The organism is Streptosporangiales bacterium (genome assembly GCA_009379825.1).
Taxonomy (GTDB): domain Bacteria; phylum Actinomycetota; class Actinomycetes; order Streptosporangiales; family WHST01; genus WHST01.
Map to the genome: position 1 here is coordinate 39,395 of WHTA01000006.1, position 24,444 is coordinate 63,838.

At 71.3% G+C, this 24,444-nt stretch carries 26 protein-coding genes; 12 read left to right on the top strand and 14 right to left on the bottom strand.

Features of this window, described 5'->3' with window-relative positions; genetic code table 11:
- Positions 1–14: 14 nt before the first annotated feature.
- Entirely contained in the window at positions 15–1,667 is a 1,653-nt protein-coding gene (locus GEV07_04745) for an FAD-binding protein (GenBank protein MQA02043.1), read from the bottom strand.
- 65 nt (positions 1,668–1,732) lie between these two features.
- Here GEV07_04745 and GEV07_04750 point away from each other — a divergent pair, with 65 nt between their 5' ends.
- From GEV07_04750 to GEV07_04760, 3 genes are all read left to right on the top strand, one after another.
- On the top strand, positions 1,733–2,593 hold the full coding sequence (locus tag GEV07_04750; protein ID MQA02044.1) for an SMP-30/gluconolactonase/LRE family protein: 861 nt from the start codon (positions 1,733–1,735) through the stop codon (positions 2,591–2,593).
- A 22-nt stretch (positions 2,594–2,615) separates the two neighbouring features.
- A complete protein-coding gene (locus GEV07_04755; GenBank protein ID MQA02045.1) occupies positions 2,616–3,575 on the top strand; it encodes a hypothetical protein in 960 nt (319 codons plus the stop codon).
- Positions 3,576–3,725: 150 nt separating this feature from the next.
- Positions 3,726–3,929 (top strand): cold-shock protein, encoded by a 204-nt coding sequence (locus GEV07_04760; protein ID MQA02046.1) that lies wholly within the window; start codon positions 3,726–3,728, stop codon positions 3,927–3,929.
- Positions 3,930–3,998: 69 nt separating this feature from the next.
- Here the strand turns inward: GEV07_04760 and GEV07_04765 are convergent, their stop codons facing one another.
- Positions 3,999–4,643: a GNAT family N-acetyltransferase gene (locus GEV07_04765; GenBank protein ID MQA02047.1), complete on the bottom strand. Its 645-nt coding sequence runs from the start codon at positions 4,641–4,643 to the stop codon at positions 3,999–4,001.
- Between GEV07_04765 and GEV07_04770 the strand changes: the two genes are divergently transcribed.
- From GEV07_04770 to GEV07_04795, 6 genes are all read left to right on the top strand, one after another.
- Positions 4,618–5,298: a hypothetical protein gene (locus GEV07_04770; protein MQA02048.1), complete on the top strand. Its 681-nt coding sequence runs from the start codon at positions 4,618–4,620 to the stop codon at positions 5,296–5,298. The genes GEV07_04765 and GEV07_04770 overlap by 26 nt on opposite strands.
- A gap of 85 nt (positions 5,299–5,383) precedes the next feature.
- Positions 5,384–6,091 (top strand): hypothetical protein, encoded by a 708-nt coding sequence (locus GEV07_04775; GenBank protein MQA02049.1) that lies wholly within the window; start codon positions 5,384–5,386, stop codon positions 6,089–6,091.
- A gap of 205 nt (positions 6,092–6,296) precedes the next feature.
- Positions 6,297–6,761 carry a SigE family RNA polymerase sigma factor gene (locus tag GEV07_04780; protein MQA02050.1) on the top strand — a complete coding sequence of 155 codons (465 nt, stop codon included), beginning with the start codon at positions 6,297–6,299 and terminating at the stop codon, positions 6,759–6,761.
- A 2-nt stretch (positions 6,762–6,763) separates the two neighbouring features.
- Positions 6,764–8,035 (top strand): hypothetical protein, encoded by a 1,272-nt coding sequence (locus GEV07_04785; GenBank protein MQA02051.1) that lies wholly within the window; start codon positions 6,764–6,766, stop codon positions 8,033–8,035.
- 59 nt (positions 8,036–8,094) lie between these two features.
- Complete coding sequence (locus tag GEV07_04790) at positions 8,095–8,463, top strand: DUF202 domain-containing protein (protein ID MQA02052.1); 369 nt, start codon at positions 8,095–8,097, stop codon at positions 8,461–8,463.
- A complete protein-coding gene (locus GEV07_04795; GenBank protein ID MQA02053.1) occupies positions 8,463–8,810 on the top strand; it encodes a DUF202 domain-containing protein in 348 nt (115 codons plus the stop codon). Before GEV07_04790 ends, GEV07_04795 begins: the two co-directional genes overlap by 1 nt.
- Positions 8,811–8,812: 2 nt before the next feature.
- On the opposite strand, the gene GEV07_04800 is transcribed toward GEV07_04795, so the two are convergent.
- Together GEV07_04800 and GEV07_04805 are read right to left on the bottom strand one after the other, a co-directional pair.
- Positions 8,813–10,771 (bottom strand): MFS transporter, encoded by a 1,959-nt coding sequence (locus GEV07_04800; protein ID MQA02054.1) that lies wholly within the window; start codon positions 10,769–10,771, stop codon positions 8,813–8,815.
- A gap of 52 nt (positions 10,772–10,823) precedes the next feature.
- Complete coding sequence (locus tag GEV07_04805; GenBank protein MQA02055.1) at positions 10,824–11,588, bottom strand: SDR family oxidoreductase; 765 nt, start codon at positions 11,586–11,588, stop codon at positions 10,824–10,826.
- Positions 11,589–11,634: 46 nt separating this feature from the next.
- On the opposite strand from GEV07_04805, the gene GEV07_04810 reads away from it, so the two are divergent.
- Positions 11,635–12,432 carry a hypothetical protein gene (locus GEV07_04810; protein MQA02056.1) on the top strand — a complete coding sequence of 266 codons (798 nt, stop codon included), beginning with the start codon at positions 11,635–11,637 and terminating at the stop codon, positions 12,430–12,432.
- A gap of 4 nt (positions 12,433–12,436) precedes the next feature.
- Here the strand turns inward: GEV07_04810 and GEV07_04815 are convergent, their stop codons facing one another.
- The 8 genes from GEV07_04815 to GEV07_04850 form a co-directional block, all read right to left on the bottom strand.
- Positions 12,437–13,252: a hypothetical protein gene (locus GEV07_04815; GenBank protein ID MQA02057.1), complete on the bottom strand. Its 816-nt coding sequence runs from the start codon at positions 13,250–13,252 to the stop codon at positions 12,437–12,439.
- Positions 13,249–13,431, bottom strand: a complete 183-nt coding sequence (locus GEV07_04820) for a hypothetical protein (protein MQA02058.1) — start codon at positions 13,429–13,431, stop codon at positions 13,249–13,251. Before GEV07_04820 ends, GEV07_04815 begins: the two co-directional genes overlap by 4 nt.
- A 5-nt stretch (positions 13,432–13,436) precedes the next feature.
- Entirely contained in the window at positions 13,437–14,306 is an 870-nt protein-coding gene (locus tag GEV07_04825) for a ferritin-like domain-containing protein (GenBank protein MQA02059.1), read from the bottom strand.
- 29 nt (positions 14,307–14,335) lie between these two features.
- The gene (locus tag GEV07_04830; GenBank protein ID MQA02060.1) at positions 14,336–14,656 is read right to left on the bottom strand and encodes a helix-turn-helix domain-containing protein; all 321 of its coding nucleotides are present in this window, start codon (positions 14,654–14,656) and stop codon (positions 14,336–14,338) included.
- A gap of 90 nt (positions 14,657–14,746) precedes the next feature.
- On the bottom strand, positions 14,747–15,226 hold the full coding sequence (locus GEV07_04835; protein MQA02061.1) for a nicotinamide-nucleotide amidohydrolase family protein: 480 nt from the start codon (positions 15,224–15,226) through the stop codon (positions 14,747–14,749).
- A gap of 8 nt (positions 15,227–15,234) precedes the next feature.
- On the bottom strand, positions 15,235–15,843 hold the full coding sequence (locus GEV07_04840; GenBank protein MQA02062.1) for a CDP-diacylglycerol--glycerol-3-phosphate 3-phosphatidyltransferase: 609 nt from the start codon (positions 15,841–15,843) through the stop codon (positions 15,235–15,237).
- Between the two features lie 44 nt (positions 15,844–15,887).
- Positions 15,888–17,339 (bottom strand): 30S ribosomal protein S12 methylthiotransferase RimO, encoded by a 1,452-nt coding sequence (gene rimO / locus GEV07_04845; GenBank protein MQA02063.1) that lies wholly within the window; start codon positions 17,337–17,339, stop codon positions 15,888–15,890.
- Between the two features lie 24 nt (positions 17,340–17,363).
- Positions 17,364–18,791, bottom strand: coding sequence for a sigma-70 family RNA polymerase sigma factor (locus GEV07_04850; protein ID MQA02064.1), 1,428 nt, complete (start codon positions 18,789–18,791; stop codon positions 17,364–17,366).
- A gap of 418 nt (positions 18,792–19,209) precedes the next feature.
- Between GEV07_04850 and GEV07_04855 the strand changes: the two genes are divergently transcribed.
- Positions 19,210–19,881, top strand: coding sequence for a hypothetical protein (locus GEV07_04855; GenBank protein MQA02065.1), 672 nt, complete (start codon positions 19,210–19,212; stop codon positions 19,879–19,881).
- Between the two features lie 9 nt (positions 19,882–19,890).
- Entirely contained in the window at positions 19,891–20,079 is a 189-nt protein-coding gene (locus tag GEV07_04860) for a hypothetical protein (protein MQA02066.1), read from the top strand.
- 225 nt (positions 20,080–20,304) lie between these two features.
- Here the strand turns inward: GEV07_04860 and GEV07_04865 are convergent, their stop codons facing one another.
- Together GEV07_04865 and GEV07_04870 are read right to left on the bottom strand one after the other, a co-directional pair.
- Positions 20,305–22,845 (bottom strand): DNA translocase FtsK, encoded by a 2,541-nt coding sequence (locus GEV07_04865; GenBank protein MQA02067.1) that lies wholly within the window; start codon positions 22,843–22,845, stop codon positions 20,305–20,307.
- Positions 22,846–22,914: 69 nt separating this feature from the next.
- Positions 22,915–24,441 (bottom strand): multicopper oxidase domain-containing protein, encoded by a 1,527-nt coding sequence (locus GEV07_04870; GenBank protein ID MQA02068.1) that lies wholly within the window; start codon positions 24,439–24,441, stop codon positions 22,915–22,917.
- Positions 24,442–24,444: the final 3 nt, after the last annotated feature.

A 24,444-nucleotide genomic window follows, 5' to 3' on the forward strand; every position in this document is an offset into this window, starting at 1 on the left:
CCACGACGCCCGCATCAGAACACCTCCGCGCCCTCGGGCGCAGTCTCGTCGGCACTGTGCACCCGTGGTACCTCACCACACATCCGCGGGGTCGGGAAGACCTTACCCGGGTTGGCGAGACCCTGCGGATCGAACGCACAACGCAGCCGCTGCATGGTGTCGAGGTCGTCCGCACTGAACATCCGCGGCATGTTCTTCGCCTTGTCCACGCCGACACCGTGCTCCCCGGTGATGGAACCACCGTGGTCGATGCAGAGGTCGAGGATCGCGCCGGACACCTTCTCCGCGCGCTCCGCCTCGCCGTCGTTCCTCGCGTCGAACAGGACGAGCGGGTGCAGGTTGCCGTCACCGGCATGGAAGACGTTCGCCACCCGCACGCCGGCCTTGTCGGCGAGCTCACCCATGGCGTGCAGCACCTTGGGCAGTGCCGTACGCGGCACCACGCCGTCCTGGATGATGTAGTTCGGGCTGATCCTGCCGACCGCGGCGAACGCGGACTTCCTGCCCTTCCACAGCAGCGTGCGTTCCTCGTCGGTCGCCGCGATCCGGATCTCGAACGCGCCTGCCTCCGTGCAGTGCCGCTGCACCTCCGCGAAGGTGTGGTCCACCTCGGCCCGCGGCCCGTCGATCTCGACGAGCAGCACGGCGCCCGCACCGGCCGGGTAGCCGCAGCCGACGGCGACCTCGGCGGCCTCGATGGAGAGCGCGTCCATCATCTCGATGGCGGCCGGCACCACGCCGGAGCCGATGATGGCGCTCACCGCCGCGCCCGCCTCGTCGGTACTGTCGAAGCCGGCCAGCAGCGTACGTACGACCTCCGGGTTCGGCGTCAACCGCACGGTCACCTCGGTGGCGACACCGAGCGTGCCCTCCGAGCCGACGAACGCGCCGAGCAGGTCGTAGCCGGGGTACTCGGCCGCCCGCCCGCCGATCTGCACCCGCTCGCCCGCCGGCGTGACGACCTCACAGCCGAGCACGTGGTTCGTGGTGAACCCGTACTTCAGGCAGTGCGCACCGCCGGAGTTCTCCGCGACGTTCCCGCCGATCGAGCAGATCTGCTGGCTCGACGGGTCGGGCGCGTAGTGCAGCCCGTGCGGGGTCGCCTCCTTCGTCACCGCGAGGTTGATGACCCCTGGCTCTACGACGGCGCAGGTGTCGTCCGGGTACATCCCCTTGATGGCGCGCATCTTCGCCATGACGATCAGCACCCCATCGGCGCGCGGCAGGGCACCGCCGGAGAGGCCGGTGCCTGACCCGCGGGCGACGAACGGCACCTCGGCGGCCACGCAGGCCTGCACCGCCGCCTGCACGTCGGCCGCGTTCTCCGCGAGCACGGCGAGGCCCGGCTGCACCCGGTAGTGGGCGAGCCCGTCACAGGCGTAGGTGCCCAGCTCGGTCGGGTCGTCGATGACCTTGACGGCGCCGATTCGTGCCCTGATGTCGGCGCAGACAGCGGCCAGCGGACCGGACAGCGCTCGTTCAGCTCTCACGTATCGATCCTCACGCTTCCGCGGCCGCAGTTCAATGGGTCGGTGGACCCACGGCAGCGAAGGTTGGCGGCATAGTAGGTGGTACCCGACGTACCCGGAGCGGTAGTCGGACCTACGGGGCGAAATTACCCGATCCGCCCACGCGGGCGGTCGGCTGGTAGCTGCCCTGCAGCGCATCCGACTTCCGTACCCGCCGGAACTAGGGTGTTGGGCTCGACCTGAGGAGACGAGGAGAGCGGACCTTGCATGCAGAGCAGGCGACCGACCCGATCGCGCACCACGGCGAAGGGCCGGTCTGGGATCCGACGACGAACCGGTTGCTGTCGGTGGACATGCTGGACGGTGACGTGTTGACGCTGGACCCGGAGTCCGGCGATACGACATGCACCCACGTGCACAGCGTGGCCGCCTGCGTGCGCCCCCGGGTCTCCGGCGGCTACGTGGTCGCGGTGGAACGCGGCTTCGCACTCCTCGACCTGGAGACCAAGGAGAACACGCCCCTGCCCGAGCTGTGGGTGGACAGGAACGTCCGGATGAACGAGGGCGGCTGCGACCCACAGGGCCGCTTCTACTGCGGGTCGATGGCCTACGACAAGCGGCCGGGCAAGGGCACCCTCTGGCGGCTCGACCCGGACGGGCACACCACAGCCGTGCTCGACTCCGTCACCATCTCCAACGGGCTGGTGTGGAGCCTCGACGGCTCGGTCGTCTACTACATCGACACCCCGACGCTGCGCGTGGACGCGTTCACGTTCCACCCGGAGACCGGCACGTTCAGCGACCGCCGCCCGGTGGTCACGGTGCCGGAAGGCCAGGGCCGGCCGGACGGGATGACGATCGACAGCGAAGGTGGGCTGTGGGTGGCGATGTTCGGCGGCAGCTGCGTACGCAGGTACCGGCCGGACGGCGAGCTCGACGCGGAGGTCGACCTGCCGGTCACGCAAGTGACCGCCTGTACGTTCGGCGGGCCGGACCTGGACACCCTGTACATCACGACGTCCAGCTACAACCTGCCGAGGCACCACACGCAGACGGCGGCCGGCGCCATCTTCGCGATCAAGCCGGGCGCCCGCGGCGTGCCGGTGAGCCCGTTCGCCGGCTGACGCGACCGGGCATGATGAGGCGATGACCGCGGCCACGCCCAGGTTCCACCGGCTCGTCCTCGTCGGCGGCCTGGTCGTCGACCTCGTGCTGCGGGTAGAGGAGCTGCCGCGCAGCGGCGACGACGTACGGGCCGAGCGGGCGCATGCGGAGGTCGGCGGCGGCTTCGCCGTGCTCGCTGCGGCGCGCAGGCACGGCCTGCCCGCGGCGTACGGCGGGTTGTACGGCAACGGTCCGTTCGGCACCGCAGTCCGCACCGCGCTCGACACCGAGCACGTCGACGCGCTGCTGCCGCAGGTCACCACCGGCGACAGCGGTTTCCGCACCGCGTTTACCGGCCCAGGCGGCGCACGGATGTCGGTGACCAGCGGCGGCGTCGAGGGCGCGCTCGACGCCGACACGCTCCGCGGGCTGCGCATCGACGCCGGCGACGCCGTCTACCTGGACGGCGGCGACCTCGTCGACGCCCGGCTCGGCAGCGCCGTGGGGCGGTGGCTGCAGTCCCTGCCGCAGCAGACCCTGCTTGTCTTCGACCCCGGCGGCCGGCTGGACGAGATCACCTGGCCGGTGCAGGAGCGCGTACTGCGCCGCTGCGACGTGCTGACGCTGTCGGCGGCGGCCGTCAAGGGCCTGGTCGGCACCAGCCGGCCGGCCGCCGCCTGGCGGGCGCTGCGGGAGTACGCGCCCCGGTTGAGCACGGCCGTGTTCCGGCACGGGCCGGACGGCTGCTGGGTCGGCACGGACACGGACCAACCGCCGGTGGAGGTGCCCGCGCCTCCCGTCGACCCGGTCACCGGGCCGGTCGCGGACGGCCTGCATACCGGCGTACTGCTGGCGAACCTGGCGCAGGGCCGGCCGGCCAGCCGCGCGGCGTTGCGCGGAAATGTCGCAGTGGCCCTGTTCTCGACCCGGCGCGGTGGTCACGCGTACCCGGAACCGGCCGCAGTCGATCGTTTCCTGGCCACCTCCTGGCGACCGGAATGAGACGCATAAGGCCAGGTGACAGCCGGGTCACGGGGGTCGCCCGGCGACACGCACTAGCCGCCCCGACGTGCCAGACCCGCGTCCGCCCCGTATAGTCCTGCGCGGTGCATCACCAGGTGCGCCGCACGTTGCATTAGGAAGTAGAGAAACATGGTCCAGGGAACCGTCAAGTGGTTCAATGCCGAGAAGGGCTACGGATTCATCACCCCGGACGAGGGCGGCAACGATGTCTTCGTGCACTACTCGGCGATCACCACACGCGGGTACCGCACGCTGGAACAGGATCAGCGGGTGGAGTTCGAGACCGTTCAGGGCCCCAAGGGGCTGCAGGCTGACCAGGTGACACCCCTGTAAGAATCGCGATTCTTAGTAGTAGGTGACTTGGCCGAGGGGCGCCGTAGCCACGATACGGCGCCCCTCTCGCTATTCCGGCACCAGCAACGCCTCGGCGCCGACCGGTCGGTAGCCCGCGGCCAGGAATGCGCGCACCGACGCGGCGTTGCCAGGTGTGATCTGCGCCCACACCGGCCGTTCCGTGCCCGCCAGCGCCCGCCCGGCCGCGGCCAGGCGGCGGCCGAGGCCCAGGCCGCGGTGGTTCTCGTCCACCTCGACGGTGACCTCGTAGCGCCCGGCGAGGCCGCGGCCGACGCTCACCCAGCCGCCCGCGGTGCCCCAGACGGCGACGTCGTCGCGGTGGCGGCGCGACCGCAGCACCCGCGGGTGGCTGCTTCCGGTCAGCTCCTGCAGCTCCAGACCGCTCTCCGCCGCCGCACCGGCCGGTAGCGGCTCGGCCAGGCAGACCAGGTCGATGTTGCTCACCCGCCGGCCCAGCCGCACGGTGAGCGCGCCGAGGAACGGCGGGCACAACGGGGCGGACAGGTCGCCGTCAGGCAGCACGCGGGTGACCCACTCCGGCTCCACGTCCGCGGCAACCACGGAGTGCGCCGTGAAGGCGAGCACGGCCGCGTCCCGCGGCGGCGGCTGCCCGACCACGGTGACGCCCGCGTCGGCCGCGGGGAACCGGCCCTGTTCGACGTCGGCGATGATCTGCGTCAGCTGCTCGTACACGCACTCATGGTCCCGCGGTACGCCCCGCGGCGGACGGCGACGTGGCATCCTTGCCGACATGTCGCAGTCGCCGTGGCAGGCGCCCGACCAGCCGGGCGCCGGCTGGCCGGGTCGGGCCAGCCAGCCGTACGCACCGCCGCCGCAGCCCTACGCCCCGCCGTATCCGCCGCAGCCACAGCCCGGGCTCGTGCTGCCCTACCCGCTCGCGGAGACCGGCGCCCGCGTCGTCCAGGGCATCATCGACCTGCTGCTCGTGCTGGTGCCGTACTGGGTGGCGCTCGCCCTCGCCATCACGTTCTTCGTGCTCGCCGGCACGTACGGCAGCGGCGCGTTCGGTGCCGCCGGCGCCGCCATGGTGATCCTCGCGCTGTTCGGCACCTGGGGCCTGAGCTTCTACCACCAGGCGTACCGGCCCTACAAGAAGGGCGACCAGACGTTCGGCATGGAACGCAAGGACCTGCGCGTCATCAAGACCACAGGCGCCCCCATGACGCTGGGCGACCACGCACTCCGCTGGTTGATGTACGCACTGGTCGACGGCGGCCTGCTCGCGCTGATCCTCGTCGCGTCCACCCGGTACAAGCAGCGGATCGGCGACATGGTCGCCAAGACCGTCGTCGTTCAACTACCGCCGGGTACCCAGCGCCCGAATTGACGGGATCGCCTGGTTCCAGGTTGCGGTCGGAACACGAAGACGACATTTCCGGGAGCGGGATACAACTGCGGCAGGCCACCATGGCATGCTTTTCGGCATGTCAACACCGCAGGGGCCATATGGCCAGCAACCGGGGCCGCCCCCGGGCCAGAACCCATACCAGCAGCCTCAGCCCGGCCAGCCTGCGTACGGCCACCCGGGCGCCGCGCAACAGCATGGGCAGCAGCCTGGATACGGCCAACAACCACAACAGCCGCAGCAGGGATACCCGCAGCAGCAGGCGCAGAACCCTTACGCACAGCAGCAGCAGTACGGGCAGATGCAGCAGTACGCGCAGCAGGGCTACGGCCAGCCGCATGGGCAACTGGCCGAGCTCGGTCCGCGTGTCGTGCAGGGCATCCTGGACGTCCTGCTCTCGTACGGCGTGGGCATGGTGCTCATCTTCCTGGGCGCGATCCTCGCCGGTGTCGGCGGCGCGAACCAGAGCGCCGGCCTCGCAGTCGTCGGGGGACTCCTGTACTTCCTCGGCTTCCTGGCCATGTTCGTGATCAACCTGATCAACCAGGTGTTCTACGCGAAGTCACACAATGGCCAGACCATCGGTATGACCAAGAAGAACCTGCGCGTCGTCAAGCTCGACGGCAGCCCGCTCAGCGGCGGCGACCTGGCCATCAGGTGGCTGCTGTACATCGTGATCGACGCCGGCATCGTCGGCTTGATCCTGGTGGGCGCGACCGAGCGGAAGCAGCGGCTCGGCGACATGGCTGCCAAGACCATCGTCGTGCAGGAGTGAGTCAGCCGCGTTAACAGCAGTACCTGCGACGGCCGGGGTGGCGACCACCCCGGCCGTTCCGTTTCCGCAGTGGAATGATCGGCCCCGAAGTACGGGCAACCTTCCTGGCCGCCCAGACGTGTCCAGGGTTGACGAGAACCGGGATGGTCAAGACGAGGTGGACGAGCAGACCCGGCGTGCGTTCGACGAGTTCGCGCGTACCCGGATGCCGCATCTGCTGCGCTTCGCCCACGTACTGACCGGCGATCCGCATGCCGCGGCCGACCTGGTGCAGGACGCACTGGAACGCACGATGCTCGCCTGGCCCCGAGTCTCGCGGCGCGGTGACCCGGAGGGATACGTACGGCGGACGATGGTCAACAGGAACATCAGCATCTGGCGCAAGCTGCGCAGGGAACGGCTCGTCGACGAGCTGCCCGAGCAGTCCGAGCCGCCTGCCGGCCGTGACCTCGCCCTCTGGGAGCAGCTCGGCAAGCTGCCGCCGAAACAGCGCGCCGTACTCGTCCTCCGCTACTACGAAGACCTCACCGAGCAGCAGACCGCCGACATCATCGGGTGCTCGGTCGGCACGGTGAAGAGCCAGGCGGCCAAGGCGATCGCCAACCTCCGCAAGCACGTCGACGGGTTCGCCGACAGCGAGGCCACCCGGCGCCTCGACGGGGCGGGGTGAGCATGGACGAGCTGGAGAGGGACCTGGAGCGCCTGCTCCGCGACGACAAGTGGCGGCTGGAACCCGAGCCGGACGCCCTCGACCGGGTGCACAGCGGCGCGGCCCGCCGCAGCCGCAGGCGACGGGCGACGGCCGGCACCCTCAGCGCCGTGTCCGTGGTGGCCGTGGCGGTGGTCGGCGTCTCTTCGGTGCTGCAGACCGGCGGCGAGCCGGTCGCGGACGACGCGTCCCCAGAGAGCGCCGGGTCGCCGCAGGCGCTGAAGTCGGCGACCAGCGAGCCTGGGAACCAGCGCAGGACCGGTGAGCCGGACCGCACCGTCCCGGTGCCCGCCGGCTTCAGGAGCGCGTCGATCACCGCGCTGAGCCCCAGCATGTTCTGGGCGCTCGGCTCCGCGAAGTGCGACGACGGCCGGTGCACGACCGTCGCAAGGACCACCGACGGCGGCCGGACGTTCGACGCGCTGCCGTCCGCGCCGACGGCGCCGGTAGCCGCTGGCGACGGCTCCGCCCGGACGGTACGTGACCTGCGCTTCGCCAGCGCGATGGACGGCTTCGCGTTCGGCGGCGCGCTGTGGAGCACGCACGACGGCGGCGCGTCGTGGTCGCCGCAGCGGCTACCCGGCAACGTCGTGCGCCTGGAGGCCGCCCGCAGCACCGTCTGGGCGCTCGTCCGGGCCGGCGGCGCGCACGAGCTCTACCGGTCGCCGGCGGACCGCGACAGCTGGCAGCGGGTGCGCCTGCCGGTACAGCTCGACGACTCCGCCGCCGACCTCGCAGTCCAGGCGGACACCGTCACGGTCACTGGGGCGACGAATGGCCGTGCGGTGTCCGCCGCCTCGTCCGACGGCGGGCAGCGGTTCCGCACCGGCGACAGCCCCTGCGACCCGGCGTTCGGGGCCCGCATCTCCGCCAGCGACAAGGCGTTGTGGCTGTTCTGCCCCACCGGCACTCAGGGGCGGCCGTACGTGTCAACCGACGCCGGACGCTCCTGGCAACCGACCGACGCCACGCCGGCAGGCGGCTGGCCGAACTCGACGGTCGCCGGCGCGCGCAGCGCCGACTCCGCCGTACTCGGCGCCGGCCGGCACCTGTACATGGTCGACGACGACGAGGTGCGCCAGGCCGGCACGCCGAGCGGCGCGGCGGGCGGCTTCGACTTCATCGGCTTCACCACCCCGACCGTCGGGTACGCCGTCCTCGACCGGCCGGCCAGGTCCGCGCTCTGGCGCACCACGGACGGCGGCCGCACCTGGAGCGTCGTCCGACCCCACTGACCACGCCACGCCGGGTCCGCGATGATGAGGTGGTCAGACCTCACCGACGCAGGAGCACGATGGGCGACGCCGCACAGCACGACCAGCAAGGTACCGGAGCAGAGTTTCCCGACTACCGCTTCACCCTTGCGAACGAGCGCACCTTCCTCGCCTACGTACGGACGGCGCTGGCGATGGACGCCGCCGGGCTGGCGGTGGCGCAGTTCATCCGGCACCCAAGCGTCGCGGCGCTGAGCCTCGGCCTCTCGGTGGTGCTGACGCTGCTCGGCCTTGCGGTGGCCGTCCTCGGCTACCTGCGCTGGCGCGGGTCGGAGCGGTCGGTACACCGCGGCGAGCCGCTGCCGCCGCTGCGGATACCGCTGGTCGTGGCCGTCGGGCTGGTGATCGTCGGGCTGGCCACCCTGCTGATCATCGTCGCGGGCCGCTGATGGCCACCGATCCCGGGCACCGGCTCACCGACCGCGGCGCGCAGCTGGAGCGCACCAGCCTGGCGTGGAGCCGTACCGCGTTCTCGATGGCCGCTTGCGGCGCCCTCCTCGTGCGGCAAGGGCTGGTCGACGAGGCCGCGGCGCTCGTCGTGCTCGGCTGTCTCGCGCTCGCCGCCAGCGCAGCCGTCTGGCTGCTCGCCGCGTCCCGCTATACGAGGCGGCGGACGCAGCCGACCAGGCACCTGTTGGTCGGCCACCGCTACGCCGTGCACGCGATCACCGCGCTGACCGTCGCGATCTCCTGCCTCGCGGCCGTGGGCGCCGTGCTGGCGATGCCGTTCACCTGACGTCAGGGACCGGCGGCCTGCTGCTGCCGCTCCGGGTCGACGAACCGCTCCTCGGTCAGCGCCGCCGCCGCGACGTCGCCCACGTAGTGCTTCCGTGCCCGCAGCAGCACGATCCCGCTGGCCAGCAGCGGCAACAGCATGATGGCGAACGTCCACCTGAAGCCGAGGGCCTCCGCGCCCGCGGCGTCGCCGATCACGTCGACGAGGAAGCCGAACAGCCACGGCGCGAGCGCTTCAGCGCCGGTCTTGAGCACCGTACGCAGCGACTCCGCGCGGCCCCAGAGCCGGTTCTCCACCACGTCCAGCCGGGCCGCGTCGAGTGCCGGGTTCGGCCAGGCGAGGCCGGCGGAGACCAGGATCAGCACCGGGAAGGCCAGCAGGAAGCTCTGCGAGATCAGTACGATCGGCAGGAGCAACGGCACCAGCAGGTAGCCGGACGCGCCGACCACCATCCGGCCGGAGAACTTGCCCTTGCTCACCAGCCAGTCGCCGATCCGGCCGCCGAACAGCATGCCGAGGATCGCGCCGACCCCCAGCAGCGGGAAGATCACCGAGACGACGGCGTTGGCGAGGTCGAACTGCAGCCCGATGAACCTGGTGGCGTAGAGCTTCAGCCCGGCGAAGAAGAAGTAGCCGAGCGCCGACGACACCACGAGCGCGACGTTCGACGGGATCTTCAGCAGGTACTTGATGGCGCGGTGGATCGGCACCTTCGCCGGGTCCTCGTCGAGCAGCGCCGCCCGCGTGGGCGTGATGCCGGCGTCGCGCACCCGCTCGTGCACCGACCGCTCGTCGACTTCCCTCTTCTTCGCCCGGTGCTTCGGGCCGTCCGGCTCCACCGGCTCCATCCGGTCCTGGCCGCCGCGCTTGGGCTCCCTGATGCGCCAGACGGCGATCGTCAGCAGCAGCCCGGGGATGGCGAAGACGACGAACACGGCGCGCCAGGGGAACACCGCGGTGACCAGCCCGGCGACCGCGTAGCCGATGCCCGTACCGATGAACTCGCCGGCGAGGATGAACCCGAGTACCTTCCCGCGCTCGTGCGGGAAGAAGAAGTCACCGGCGAGCGAGGCGATCGCCGGCCCGGCCACCGCGACCACGACGCCGAGGCCGACCCTGATCAGCAGCAACGACCAGTAGTCGGGCGCGAACGCGCAGCCCAGCATCCCGAGGCCCCACAGCACCACGGAGATGGCCAGCATGCGCACCCGGTTGATCCGGTCGGTGAGCATGCCGAGGGGGATCGTCGCGAGCCCACCGGCCAGCGCCACCACGGAGACCAGCGAGCCGATCTGGCCGTTGCTCAGCCCGAAGTCGGTGCGCAGCGACTGCGACGCGGCCCCGATGGCTCCGATGTCCGCACCCGCGAGCGCGAGGACGCCGGCGAGCACCACGATGACCCGCTTGCGCTCCGGCCCGCCGACCATGTCGGTGACCTTGCGGTCCGCGGCGACGCCCGCCTTCTTGGTCAGCCGGGCGGTGACCACCGCGCCCGCGTGCAACCCCTTGCCGCCCAGCCGGACGGCCTTGTGCGCGCCGCGCGCGAACCGGCCGCGCTTCTCCGTCGGCGGCTCCTCCTCGTCGCCGGGCTGACCGTTCAGGTCGAGCCGCTCGGTGCGCTCGTCCCCCGGTGGCGGTTGCGCCGTCGTCGGCTGCTCGTCCGGGGGTAGCGGACCCCGCGTGGTGTCGTCCGGGCCTTGCTGGTGCGGCGGCGGCCCTGCCGGTGGTGGCGGCGGGCGCCACATCGGCGGCGGCGGGATGGGCGGTCCACCGCCCTGCCCGGGCCTCCACCGCGGCGCCTGCCCGCCCGGCCCGGAGTCGCCACCAGAACCGTCCTGCGGGTCCGGTGCTTGGGGATCGGGTGGGTACGGCACGCGTGCAGGCCTCCTCCGGAATGTCTGTCCCGTACGACGCGTCGACGGTCCGCCGGGTTCGGCTGGAACTCCCCCGGCTACGCCCATTGTCCCGGACCGGGCCGCTGCTCGGCGGCGGGTGTGACCTCCCGAGGGAAAGTCAGTGCACGTTGAACCCACCGTCGACCGCCAGCATCTGGCCGGTCACGAAGCCGCTCGCGTCCGACGCGAGGAAGACCGCCATTCCCGCGAAGTCGTGCGGGACGCCGTTGCGGCCAACCATCGTGCGGGCCGCGAGTGCCTCCTCGCGTCCGGGCGTCTCGAGCGTCGGCAGCGTCATCGGCGTGACGACGAATCCCGGGATGATCGTGTTCGCGGTAACGCCGCGGCTGGACCACGCTTCGGCCTGGGAGCGGGACAGGCCACCGACCGCGGCCTTGCTGACGCCGTAGACGCCGGAGTTGCCGAACGCGCTCCACGACTGCTGCGAACCGATGTTGACGATTCGGCCCCAGCCCCGATCGGCCATCCGAGGGCCGCACGCCTGTCCAAGGAGATACGGCGCAGCGAGGTTGACCGCAATGGTCTCGTCCCACACCGGGTGGGAGAGCTCGTCGAGCGGCGGCCGGTGGTTCACCCCGGCGGCGGTCACCAGGATGTCCGCCTCCCGCACCGACTCGCTGGCGCACAGAGCGTCCACTGCGTCGCGATCGGCCATATCGACCGACGAGGTGTCGACCGTGATGCCTTCGGCAACGAACGCTCCAGCGGTGTCGGCCAGCCGGCCCGCGTCCCTGGCCACCAGATGCACGCTCGCCCCCGCCCGGCCGAGCGCCTCGGCAATGCCACGGCCGATGCCGGAACTACCTCCCGTCACAACCGCGCGCCGGCCAGCCAACCCGAACAGCTCATCCAGAAAGGTCACCGGAGAAGGCTATTGGCCCGGTCGCAGGGTTCCGTAGCCTGGAGGCGTGCCCGAGGGTGACACGGTCTGGCTGTCCGCGCGACGCATGCACGATGCACTCGCCGGCCAGGAGCTGACCCGCTCCGACTTCCGGGTACCGAGCCTGGCGACCGTCGACCTGGCCGGCTTCACCGTGGGCGAGGTCACCGCCCGGGGCAAGCACATGCTCACCCGGATCAAGGCAACCGGCTCCCGGGCGCTGACGATCCACACCCACTTCCGCATGGACGGCTCCTGGCAGCTCTACCACCGCGGCGAGCGCTGGCGCCGGCCCGGCCACCAGGCCAGGCTCGTCCTCGACACGCAGACCTGGCAAGCCGTCGGCTTCCTACTCCACGACGTACGCGTCGTTGCTACCGAGGACGAGCAGCAGCTCGTCGGCCATCTCGGCCCCGACCTGCTCGGCCAGGACTGTGACGCCGCGGAGGCCGTGCGCCGGTTGAGTGCCGCGCCCGACCACGAGATCGGTCTCGCCCTGCTCGACCAGCGCAACCTCGCCGGGATCGGCAACCTGTACCGCACCGAGGTGCTGTTCCTGCACAGCACCTCACCGTGGACGCCGGTCGGCGACGTCGACGACCTGCCGAAGCTCGTGGAGCGCGCACAACGGCTGCTGCACGCGAACAAGGACGACTGGCCGCAGGTCACCACCGGCGACCCGCGTCGCGGCCGGCAGCACTGGGTGTTCGAACGCGCCGGGCGGCCCTGCCACCGCTGCGGCACCGCCGTCCGCACCGCACGCCAGGGCACCACACCGCAGGACCGCGTGACGTACTGGTGCCCGCGCTGCCAGCCCGCCCCGTGACTGGTCAGAGGGCGCGGCCGCCGGGGTCCCGGCGGCGGTCGCCGTGATCGCGGCGGAGGCGGGTGCGGTCGGCGGCGGGGCGCTGCCGGCGCTGCTGGTCCAGGCGTGCCTGGACCTGACGGCCGAGCTGCTGGGTGACGCCCGCGGGCCCGAGGAGCACCGACCCGTACGGGCCGTGGTCGAGCGGGACGACCGCTCCGCCCGCACCTGGCACGAGGGCAAGCACCGGAGCCCGGTCGTGCTCGCCCTTGACCCGCAACCACAACGCGTCCGCGCCGCGGCCGGGGGTGAGCAGGTTCAGCGTGTTGCAGGCGGACGAGCCGGTGTCGGCGGCCGCACGGAACGTCGAAAGGCCCTCGAGGATGTCGATGCAGTCCTGCGAGCCACGTAGGCCCTCCGCCTTGGACGTGACCTTGCGCGAGATGTTCGTCGTCGTGGTCAGGTCCTGCGGACGCGCCATCGCCGCGGCCGCGACGTGCTGCAGGTCGCTCGCCGGGTCGCGGGCGTCGAGCACCGCACCGGTCTGCACCCGGTGGCCGGTGCCGACCGCGAACTCGCCGGTCTCCGGCTTGATGATCGCCGCCGCGAGGTAGTCGCCGGGCACCTCCCTGGCGGCGAGCGCCACCGCGTAGTCCGTCGTGTTGCCGTACCTGAGCCCGCCCGGGATCAGGTCGGGTGCCTGGCGCTCCACGAAGTTGAACGTGCCGTCCAGCGGGTCCACGACATGCGTTACGCCGGATGTATCGCGCCGGTCGTTGCCCTTCTCCTCGCCCTGGAAACCGTCGGCCGGCCTGGTCTGCGCCAGGTAGTCGTTGATCAGGCGGCGTTGTCGGCGTCGGTCACGAAGTCGACCGGCGTCCTGCCGGCCGCGGCGTACTGCTTCACCTCGACGGCGATCTCACCGCGGTCGCGCCGAGCGAGGACCTCCGCCGCGCCGAGCCTGGCCGCGTGCAGCAGCTGCTGCGCGAGCTGCCACCGCTCCTCCGCCGAACCGGGCACGGACGTCAGAGGCTCAGCTGCCGCCAGCGGCGCGGCGACGGGGCCACCCGCAGCCGCTCCGCCACCGTCGGGCGCCGACCGGCCTCAGGGCCGATGCCGTACCTGCCCAGGGCGGCCCTGACCACCTGCCGGCCGAGACCCGGCAGGTCGCCGACCGCGCGGTCGATCTCGTCGACGCGCTCCCAGGCGTCCGTGCCACCGAGCAGGTAGCGGAAGACCAGGGCGGTCTCGTGCCTGGGGTGGATCGTCGACCCCAACGGGCCCCACAGCCGGTCGAGCGCGGTCCGGGTGATCGCCCGTGCGCGACGTGACGTCGCCAGCCGGGCACGCGCCTCGTCGGCGTAGAACCTGGCGTGCCGCACCCGCTGGGTACGAATCCGATCGAGCAGTTTCAGCAGCTCGGGATGGTCGTCCAGCTCGCCGATCCGGTCGTACGCGAGCTGCGCCGACCACTCGTTGACCGCTCCCCAGGTCATCTGGACGGCCGTGATGTCGTCGCCGATCACGTTGGCGATCACCGAGCGGTAGACGGGGGCGAAGCTGTCGCGCCGGCCAAGCGCGTTCCGCATCCGCTGGATCAGCGCGTTGTCGATGACGATGCCGTGCGTGGTCAACACCCGGGAGACGGCCTCGCTGTGCCAGAAGTCCTCGAACGCCCACCGGGTGAGGAACGCGGTGGCGGTGGCGTCCTTGTGCGTGGGCGTGACCAGCAGGTCGCGCAGGAAGCAGATGGTGTGCCGCTCGACGTCGAACATGTACCGCAGCGCGCGCAGGGTGGGGTTACGCAGTGGACGGGCGTGGAACGACCCGTAGTCGAGGTCGTTGTACTCCACCTTGGTGAACGCGTGCACGCGCGGATCGATGTCGAGGACCACCCCTCATTCGTACCATCGACGGCGTGCGGTCAGGCTGCGACGCTTGCCAACGGCGACTGCGCGGAGTCCTCGCCGCCGCTGCCGGCACCGGTGATCGCGCCGGACACCTCCGCCACGCTCATCTCCTCGAGCGCGACCAGGTCGCTCACGTCCCTGAGCACCTCGGACATCCGTACGCCAAGCGCCTCGCAGATTGCAGCGAGCAGTTCGGACGACGCTTCCTTGTGACCGCGTTCGACCTCGGACAGGTAACCGAGCGAGACTCGAGCCAAGCCGGACACCTCGCGGAGGGTGCGCCCTTGACGCATCCGGTGCTGCCGCAGCACGTCACCGAGTGTCTGCCTGAGCATGGGCGTCCCTCCCCTCGGACCGTGGTGGCCATGCATCTCTCCACCGTATACGCACACCGCGCCGCTTGGCGTCCCAGTACCTGCTCTCTTCTAAGAGCGAACAGCGGCGTCCAGCAGCAGTCGGCAGGCCGCTTCGGTCGCCGCCTGCCTGACCTGCGGCCGCGTCGGCTGTCCCTCGGGCGACAGTGCCGTCACCGTCGTCCCTGCCGGTCCAGCGACCGCGACGTAGACCGTGCCGGGCGGTTGGCCGTCCTGCGGGTCGGGGCCGGCGACGCCGGTCAGCGCAAGCCCGTAGGTCGCCTGGAGCAGCTCGCGTACGCCGGTGGCCAGCTGGCGCGCGACCTCCGGGTGCACGGCGCCGTGGGTGGCGAGCAGCTCGCGGTCGACGCCGAGCACCGACGCCTTCACGTCGGTCGCGTACGCGATCACGCCGCCACGGAACACCGCGGACGCGCCCGGTACGTCGGTCACGGTCGCGCCCACCAGACCACCGGTCAACGACTCCGCGACGGCGAGCGTCGCGCCCGCGGCCCGTAGCTCGGCCAGGGCGTCCTCGAACAGCTCGGCCATCGGCTGCGTCAGCTGGCCGCCTGCCGGCGCAGCCGCAGCGCACGCCACAGGTAGTCGACGCCGGTGGCCACGGTGACCAGGACGGCCCCGCCCATCACCACCGCCTCCGTGATGTCGAGCGCGAGCCAGCCGAGCGGCAGGATGTACAAGGCGATGGCGGTGATCTGCAGGACGGTCTTCAGCTTGCCGCCCTTGCTCGCCGCGATCACGCCGTGCTTGATCACCCAGAACCGCAGCAACGTGACACCGATCTCGCGGACCATGATCACCACGGTCACCCACCACCACAGCTCGTCGATGATGGACAGCCCGACCAGGGCCATCCCCATCAGCGCCTTGTCGGCGATCGGGTCGGCGATCTTGCCGAAGTCGGTGATCAGGTCTTTTCGCCGGGCGAGCTCACCGTCGACGTGGTCGGTGAGCGAGGCGAGCAGGAACACCGCAAGCGCGCCGAGCCGCCACCCGTCACCGGGCTGGAGCAGCATCCAGCCGAAGACCGGCACCATCAGGATGCGCAGCACGGTCACCGCGTTGGCCGGGTTGACTATGGGCACCGAGCGTGCGGGGACGGCCGGTTCCGTGCCGCCACCGACGGGATCGACTCCTGCTGGTTCCATCTGTTCAGCCTCTCCGGGTGGCTCGGGCCCGCCCATTGCTCCGGTCACCGAGATCGAACGGACGACCCGTCCCGGTCCGCGTTCGCGTCCGCGGTGAGATCGACGCCGTCGCTGGCCACGACCGACGCCGTGACCAGGTCACCGACGCGCACCGTGGCCGGCACGCGGACACTCGTCGCGCCGTCCACCTCAGGCCCCTGGTGGGCCGCACAGCCCTCGGCGATCCCGACGGCCACCGACTCGACGAGCACGTCGACCTGTTCGCCGATGCGCTCCTCGGCCCGCTGCGCGACGAGCTCGTCGACCAGCTGGGTGACCCGCTCCACCCGCTCGTCCACAACCTGCTGGGGCAGCTTGCCGTCGTGACCCGCGGCCTCCGTGCCGTCCTCGTCGGAGTAACCGAAGACGCCCACGGCGTCGAGCCTGGCCGCGCCGAGGAACTCCTCGAGCGCGGCGACGTCCGCCTCGGTCTCACCCGGGAAGCCCACGATCACGTTGGTCCTGACCCCGGCCAGCGGCGCCCGCGCCCGGATCTGACCGAGCAGGTCGAGGAACTGCTCGCCGTCGCCGAACCGCCGCATCCGGCGGAGCACGGGCCCGCTCGCATGCTGGAACGAGAGGTCGAAGTACGGCGCGACGCCGCTGGTAGCCGTCATGACATCCACCAGCGTGGGTCGCATCTCCGCCGGCTGCAAGTAGCTGACCCTGATCCGGTCGATGCCCGACACCGCCGACAGCTGGCCGAGCAGCTGCTCCAGCAGCCGTACGTCGCCGAGGTCCTTGCCGTACGACGTGGAGTTCTCGCTGACCAACACCAGCTCACGGACGCCCGCACCAGCCAGCCAGGCCGCCTCCTGCACCATCTCGTCGACCGGCCGGGAGACAAATGCACCACGGAACGACGGGATCGCACAGAACGCACACCGACGGTCACACCCGGAGGCGATCTTCACCGGCGCGCTCGGCCCGCTGCCCAGCCGCCTGCGCAGCGTCTGCGTGCCGCCGAGGCTGCCCGGCCGCCGTACGGTCACCTCGGTGGCGGCGCCGTGTCCCGGCATGACGGCGCCGGCCTGCTGCCGGTCGACCGGCGAGATCGGCAGCAGCTTCCTGCGGTCGCGGGGCGCGTGCGGCGCGGGCGCGCGGCCGTCGACCACCTCCTGGAGCGTGCCGGCGATGTCCGGGTAGTGGTCGAAGCCGAGCACGGCCGCCTCCGGCATCGCCTCGGCGAGCTGGTCGCCGTACCGCTCGGCGAGGCACCCGACCGCGACGACCTTCGGCGCGTCCGCGCCGTCGTCGGCGGCGGCGAGCAGGGTGTCCACGGACTCCTGCTTGGCCGCCTCGACGAACCCGCAGGTGTTCACGAGCACGGCGTCCGCACCCTCGGCCTCGTCGACCAGGGTCCAGCCACCGTGCTCGAGCCGGGCGGCCAGTTCGTCCGAGTCGACCTCGTTACGGGCGCAACCCAGCGTGATGAGCGCTACACGTCGTTCAGACACAGCTCTAGAGACTACGTGACCGGGTCAGGGCCGGCCGTTGCCACGGGACGGTAGCTCGCTCGGCTCCGCCGAGGGCGTCTGGTTGTCGCCGAGGCAGATCTTCAGGATCGGGATCCGCACGCAGACCGGCCGCACCGTCTCCGTCGGCTCCGGCTCCGGCGTCGTCGGCTCCTCGGTGGGCTCGGTCGTCGGCGGCTTCGGTGAGTCTGACGTCTCCGGCGGCGGCCTGCTGGACGTCGGCTCGGTGGCCGGCTCCGTGGTCGGCTCCGTGGCCGGCTCCGGCTCGTCCGGCGGCTCCTCCGAGGTGGCCGGCGGCCGGCTCGACGTCGGCTCGCTGGTCGGCGGCGAGGTCGGCGGCTCCGACTTGGTCTCGGCCACCTTCGACGTGCTGCTGCTCGGCTCGGACGAGCTGTCCGCCGTGGCCCCGCCGGTGCCACCGACGCCTGTCGGCTGGCTGGACTGGGCGGTACGGCTGCCGCCGTCGTCGGCGAGCCTGTTGCCCACCGTGGCCCACGCTGTCACACCGAGCGCCATCACCAGCACCACCGTCGCGGCCACTGCCGTCGCCGGGTTCTTGCTGGCGTTCTTCCACCAGGCCCAGGCCGCCGGCAGCAGCCCGAACAGCCCGATCGACTTGCCGGCGGCGGCGAGGTAGGGAACGGCGGCCGACCCGAGCACGACCGGTGCCAGCAGGAACCGGAACCCGGAGTTGACCTCGACCAGGTCCAGGTAGATGATCCGGCACTTGTCGCACTCGTCCAGGTGCTCCCTGACCCGGCCGCTCTCCCTGCTGCCGAGCTTGTCCCTGACGTACGCGCCCAGCCGCTCACTGCACCAGCTGCACTCCTCGCCTTCCACCGTCGCGAGGTGTTGCTGCAGGTAGAGCTGGCGGAGCTGCTCGCGCGCACGGTAGGCGATCGCTGACACGGCGTTCGGGTTCAGGCCGAGCAGCGGCGCCACTTCGGCGGGGGACTCGCCCTCCACCTCGATGTGCCAGAGCACCGCCTGCCAGCGTTCCGGGAGCCCGGCGAACGCCTGCGCCGCGTACGCCTGGTCGAGCTTGCTCACCGCCGGGTCGTCCGGCGACTCCGGGCGCTCGTAGTCGGCGACCTCCTCGACCGGCTCGACCTTGCTGCCCGCGCGGCCGGAGTCGATGTGCACCCGCCGCATGGTCGTCAGCACGTACGCACGCACCGCGGACTCCGGCCCGCCACCGGACTTCAGCGTGGTCAGCAGCCGCGCGAACGACTCCGCCACCAGGTCGTCGGCGGCCGCCTGGTCCGCGGCGAGCACCCGGGCGAGCCGGCGGGCGGCGTCCACGTGGCGCCGGTAGACGACGTCGAAAGCGTCGGCGTCGCCGTCCCTGACGGCGTCGAGCAGCGCAGCATCGCTGGGCGCATCGGCCGTGTCGGTCCCGCCAGCGACTTGATCATCGGGGCTCTCGCTGCTCACAGCAGGAAAGGATACGGGCTCGAAAAAGAAGTCGGGAAACCCGCGTCATGACCTCCGGGCTGCTCCGTCACCTAGATATCGCACGGCTCCGGCCCTCGCGGCCGGCCGTACGGGTCGGTCGATGGGGGTCGGCCGAGTCGGAGTCGCCAGGCCCAAAGGGGGGAAAGGGCTTGGCGGGCGCCAGGGGGTGCTGGCGCGCCCGGGTTCCGCTGGGGGGCGGGGCTCGGGTCTCCGACCAAACACAACCAAGCCCGGGGGAGGAAGACGAGTGGATCGGCGGTGCGTGGCGACGACGCCCCAACGGGGGTGGCGTCGTAGCCTCGGACGCCCAACTACCGGGGAACAAGCGGACATCCGAGCAGATAGGGGCCTGCTCAGGACCGCCTGGCAACACGCCTCGGCAGTGCGGGGGTGGCGCGTGCCCACCGACTGGTGGGCACCGCCGGTCGACTCGCTCCTGGACGCGATCGTCGCGGAGGACGGGTTGGCGCAGCCGTGCGCCGAGCTCGCCCGGGCGCGAGCGAAGGCCGGCGTGGGTCTGCCGGAAGCCTTCGACGATCTCTGGGCGCTGTTCTCCGTGCTGCGCCGGTTGCCGCCGCCGAACGTGGTCAGACGATTTGCCGAGTCATACGCAGAGTCAGCGCCGGCGGCCGAATTGGTCACCGAGAGTGTCGATCCACTGACCGGCATCGCCCGCCTGGAGTACCTGCGCGTGCGGCTCGGTGAGGTCTACCGGGAGGCGGCGGCGCTGAGCCGGGAGGTACCTGCCACCCACGGTCTGCTGACCGTCCGGTTCGAGGCACTGCCTACCGGGTGGCTGGGCACCACCTGCCGGCTGGCGATCGCACGCGTGCTGCACACCACGTTCTGCAGCGGCGAGACCATCGCCACCGTCGGCCCGAGCGCACTGGCCGTGCTCACCCTGCACGCGACCACCGTCGTACCCGCGGATCTCTCCGCCACGCTCAGCGACACGTCGGGCACCGACGTGCTCGTGCGCCGCATCAGGCTCCCGACGACGTTGCCGGGCGCGCTGATGCAACTGGACGTACTTGCCGAGTCCGACTGTCCCGAGACACCACACAAGTGAGGTGAAGTCGTGAGCACAGGTCAACACCGCCGTTCTGGCGAACCGCTGCGTGAGCGGCTGACGAAGTTGATGACGACGACGACCGGTACCCACCGGCGTCGCAAGCAGGACGCCGCCGAACCAGCAGACACCGAGTCCGCGTCGCAGGCAGAGGAGAACGCCCATGTCGACTACCGCCACCACAAGCAAGCGTCCTAGGCGCCTTGACCTCACCTGGACCTGACCACCGACCAGAGGCCTCCCGCGGCCGCTGACCGGCCGGCGTCCGCAGCCACAGGCGGACGCCGGCAGGTCCCTTCAGCCTGACGCGCGGGTCGTGCATCCCTCCGCGGCTGATCGTCCCGGCAGGCGATCAACCGACCTTCATGCCGGCCCGCGCGTCAGCCTGACCAGGACCTGCATGTCGGTCCGGCGCGAGGGTGCTCAGTCCTCCGCCGGCTCGGTGTCCTCGTCGGGGGCCTCGGCCGGTGCCGGTGGGTCCTCGCCGCGCAGCAACGCCATGGTGGCCGGCAGGTCGTCCGGCTTGAGCAGCACCTCGCGGGCCTTCGAACCCTCGCTCGGCGCGACGACGCCGCGGCTCTCCAGGATGTCCATCAGCCGGCCCGCCTTCGCGAACCCCACCCGCAGCTTGCGCTGCAGCATGGACGTCGAGCCGAACTGCGTGTTCACCACGAGCTCGGCCGCCTGGCAGACCAGGTCCAGGTCGTCGCCGATGTCCTCGTCGATCTCGCGCTTCTTCGTCTGGACGGCCGTGACGTCCTCGCGGTAGTGCGGGTCGGCCTGGTCCTTCGTGTGCTTGACGACGGCGCGGATCTCCGACTCCGGCACCCAGGCACCCTGGATGCGCATCGTCTTGTTCGCGCCCATCGGCAGGAACAGCCCGTCGCCCTGGCCGATCAGCTTCTCCGCACCCGGCTGGTCGAGCACCACCCGGCTGTCCGCAAGCGACGAGGTGGCGAACGCCAGCCGCGACGGCACGTTCGCCTTGATCAGGCCGGTCACCACGTCCACGCTTGGCCGCTGGGTGGCGAGCACCAGGTGGATGCCGGCGGCGCGGGCCAGCTGCGTGATCCGGACGATCGCGTCCTCGACGTCGCGCGGCGCGACCATCATCAGGTCGGCGAGCTCGTCCACGACCACCATCAGGTACGGGTACGGGCGGTACTCCTTGTCGCTGCCAGGCTCCGGCTTGAGCTTTCCGGAACGCACCGCCTTGTTGTAGTCGTCGACGTGCCTGAACCCGCTCGCCGCCAGGTCGTCGTAGCGGAGGTCCATCTCCTTCACGACCCACTGCAGCGCCTCGGCGGCCTTCTTCGGGTTGGTGATGATCGGCGTGATCAGGTGCGGCACCCCGTTGTACGAGGTGAGCTCGACCCGCTTCGGGTCGACCAGCACCATCCGCACCTCGTCCGGCGTGGCCCGCATGAGGATGGACGTGATCAGCGCGTTGATGCAGCCCGACTTGCCCGCACCGGTGGCACCGGCGATGAGCACGTGCGGCATCTTCGCCAGGTTGGCCACCACGTAGCCACCCTCGACGTCCTTGCCGAGTCCGACGAGCAGCGGATGGTGGTCGCTGGTCGACGTGTTCGACCTGAGCACGTCGCCGAGGCTGACGTTCTCCTTGTCGGTGTTGGGGATCTCGATGCCGATCGCGGACTTGCCAGGGATCGGCGACAGGATCCGGACGTCGGCGCTCTTCACGGCCAGCGAGATGTTCCTCGACAGCGCGGTGACGCGCTCCACCTTCACCGCCGGGCCGAGCTCGACCTCGTACCTGGTGACCGTCGGACCGCGGGTGAAGCCGGTGACCTGGGCGTCCACGTTGAACTGTTCGAACACCTCGGTCAGCGCCTCGACCACGACGTTGTTCGCCTTGGTACGTGCCTTCGGCTTGCTGCCGGCCGCCAGCAGGTTGCTCGGCGGGAGCGCGTAGTCGCCCTTGAGCACCAGCTGTTCCGCGGTGGACGGCACGGGCGCAGGTTCCGGCGGCTGCGCGCTCTTCACCTCGGCGGCGGGCACCGGCTTCGGCTTCGGCTCGACGACCGGCGACTCGTACGGCTCGTCGCCGGCGCGGCCGCCGGCGACGTCGTCGCTGACCCGCTTGCGCGAGGACTTGCGCCGCAGCGACTCCACCGGGGCGTCCAGCGACCGGTCCGCGCCGTCGGCGCCGTCATCGTCGCCTGCCGCGCCGTCCTTGCCGAGCCTGACCTGGTCCCTGATGTAGCGGAACTTCTCCGGGATCTCCCGCAGCGACGTCCCGGTGATCACCAGCAGCCCGAACACGCCGAGCAGGCCGAGCAACGGCACCGCGAGGTACGTCGACAGCACGGAGACCAGTGGCAACGCCGCCAGGAAGCCGATCAGGCCGCCCGCGCCGCGCAGCGCGGCCGCGCCGTCGCTCGGGCTGGGCAGGCCGGTGGCGATGTGCACGATGCCGAGCACGGCGACGAGCAGAGCGCTCCACCCGATGACCACCGGCCCGGTGGCGGCGTTGTTCTCCGGGTTGCGCATCAGCCGCCATGCGGCGAGCAGCAGCAGGATCGGCACGACCACCGCCATCCGCCCGGCGGCACCTGCCACCGCGGCGACGATGCCCTCGCCGACCGGCCCCGGCAGCTGCCACCACACGGCCACGGCGACGACCACCGCGAGCGCGAGGAAGAGCAGGCCGAGGCCGTCCCTGCGCTGGTCGGGCTCCAGGTCGCGCGCGCTCTTGCCGGCCATCCGCACCAGCCGGCCGAGACCGCCGCTGACCAGCAGCCAGACCCCGGCCAGCCCCTTCCAGACCAGGCCGATGACCATGAGGATCGGGTCCGGCGACTTGGTCGCGGCGTTCGACCTGCCGTTCTTCTTGGCCGCCGAACTGCTGCTGGACCGCCGGGTGGTCGACGAACGGGTGCGTCCTTTCCCGCCCGACTGTTTCGCCGACGAGCGGGATCTGCTGGACGTACGGGTCGCCATGTTCCTCACCGTAACGACTTTTGTCACACAAGCACCACCCGCCACACGGAGGGTGCTCGGGTTACCCGGTCAGGTCACGGTCTCGAAGGCGGCCATCATCATCATGTCCTCGTGCTCCAGGTTGTGGCAGTGGAACACGTACGGTCCGGCGTAGTCGGTGAACCGCACCAGGGCGTCGACGACCTCGCCTGGACGGACGTCCACGGTGTCCTTCCAGCCGTGGACGTACGGGCCGCCGCGCAGGACGCGGAAGCTGTCCAGGTGCAGGTGCACTGGGTGGTGCAGGTCGGTGACGAACCGCCACCGCTCAACCTGGCCGAGCTTCGGCTTTGCGTCCATCCGCTCCGGGTCGAACATCTTCCCGTTGATCGTCCAGGTCTGGTGGTGGCTGAGATCGTCGCGGCCGAACCGGAACTCCCGCTCCACCCGCACCTGGTCCGGCCGGGGCAGCTCGAGCTTGCTGAGGGTGGCGGGGATGCGGCTGTCGTCCGCCTCCTTGCGGGTCACCCGGAACCGCATCACCTGCTCCGTCCCCTTGGCGTCGGCGAGCGCGTTGGTCATGGTCACCGTGCTGCCGACGGGGAACGCGGAGAAGTCGATCACCACGTCGAACCGCTCCGCCGGCGCGATCTGGATCTCCTCCTGCCGCACCGGCTCGGCGAGCAGCCCGCCGTCCGACCCGATCTGGACGAACGGCGCGCCCTTGCCCGGCTTCGGGTCCAGACCGAGCCGGTAACGGCGCGCGTTGGACGCGTTCAGCAGCCGGAGCCGGTACCGGGTCGCGCTGACCTCGAGCTCAGGCCACGGCGCCCCGTTGACCAACACGACGTCGCCGAGCACGCCGGCCATGTACGCGTGCTCGACCCCAGGCTTGCTCTCCAGTGCCGGGTCGCGGGACGGGTACGTGAACGTCCCGTCCTCGTCGAAGGCGCGGTCGCAGATCATCAACGGGATGTCCTTGTCGCCCTTCGGCAACGGCAGCCGGTCCTCCTCGTCGTCGTGCACGAGGTGGAAGCCGGCCAGGCCGCGGTACACCTGCGGACCGGTGAAGTCCATCCGGTGGTCGTGGTACCAGAGCGTCGCCGCACGCTGCTCCATCGGGTACGCGTACTGGCGCTCCCTGCGCGTGACGTGGCCGACGTTCGCGTGCCGATGCTCACCGGAGTAGCCGCGCGGCAGCACCAGGTCGACGGGGTAACCGTCGCTCTCCGGCGGCGTGTGGCCGCCGTGCAGGTGCACCACCATCGGCACCGGCAGCTCGTTGACGTGCCGCACCACGGTCTTGCGGCCGCGCCGCGAGACGATCGTCGGGCCGGGGAAGGTGCCGTCGTAACCGAAGATCTCCGTACGCGTACCGGGCAGGATCTCAACGTCGGCGACCCGCGACGTCACGTCGTGGAAGTCAGCGTCCGCCGTGCGTCTGGACGGCTTCGCGACCCGCGGTATCGGCAACGGCACGGTGAACGGCCGCGGCAGCTTCGCGGTGCTGCGCAACAGCTGCCCCGTCTGCACCTCGCCGAGCAGCGACGCGCAACCGGGCAGCGCCAGCGCTGCGCCCACACCACCGGCAACTCCGAGGAAGCCGCGGCGCGACAGCCG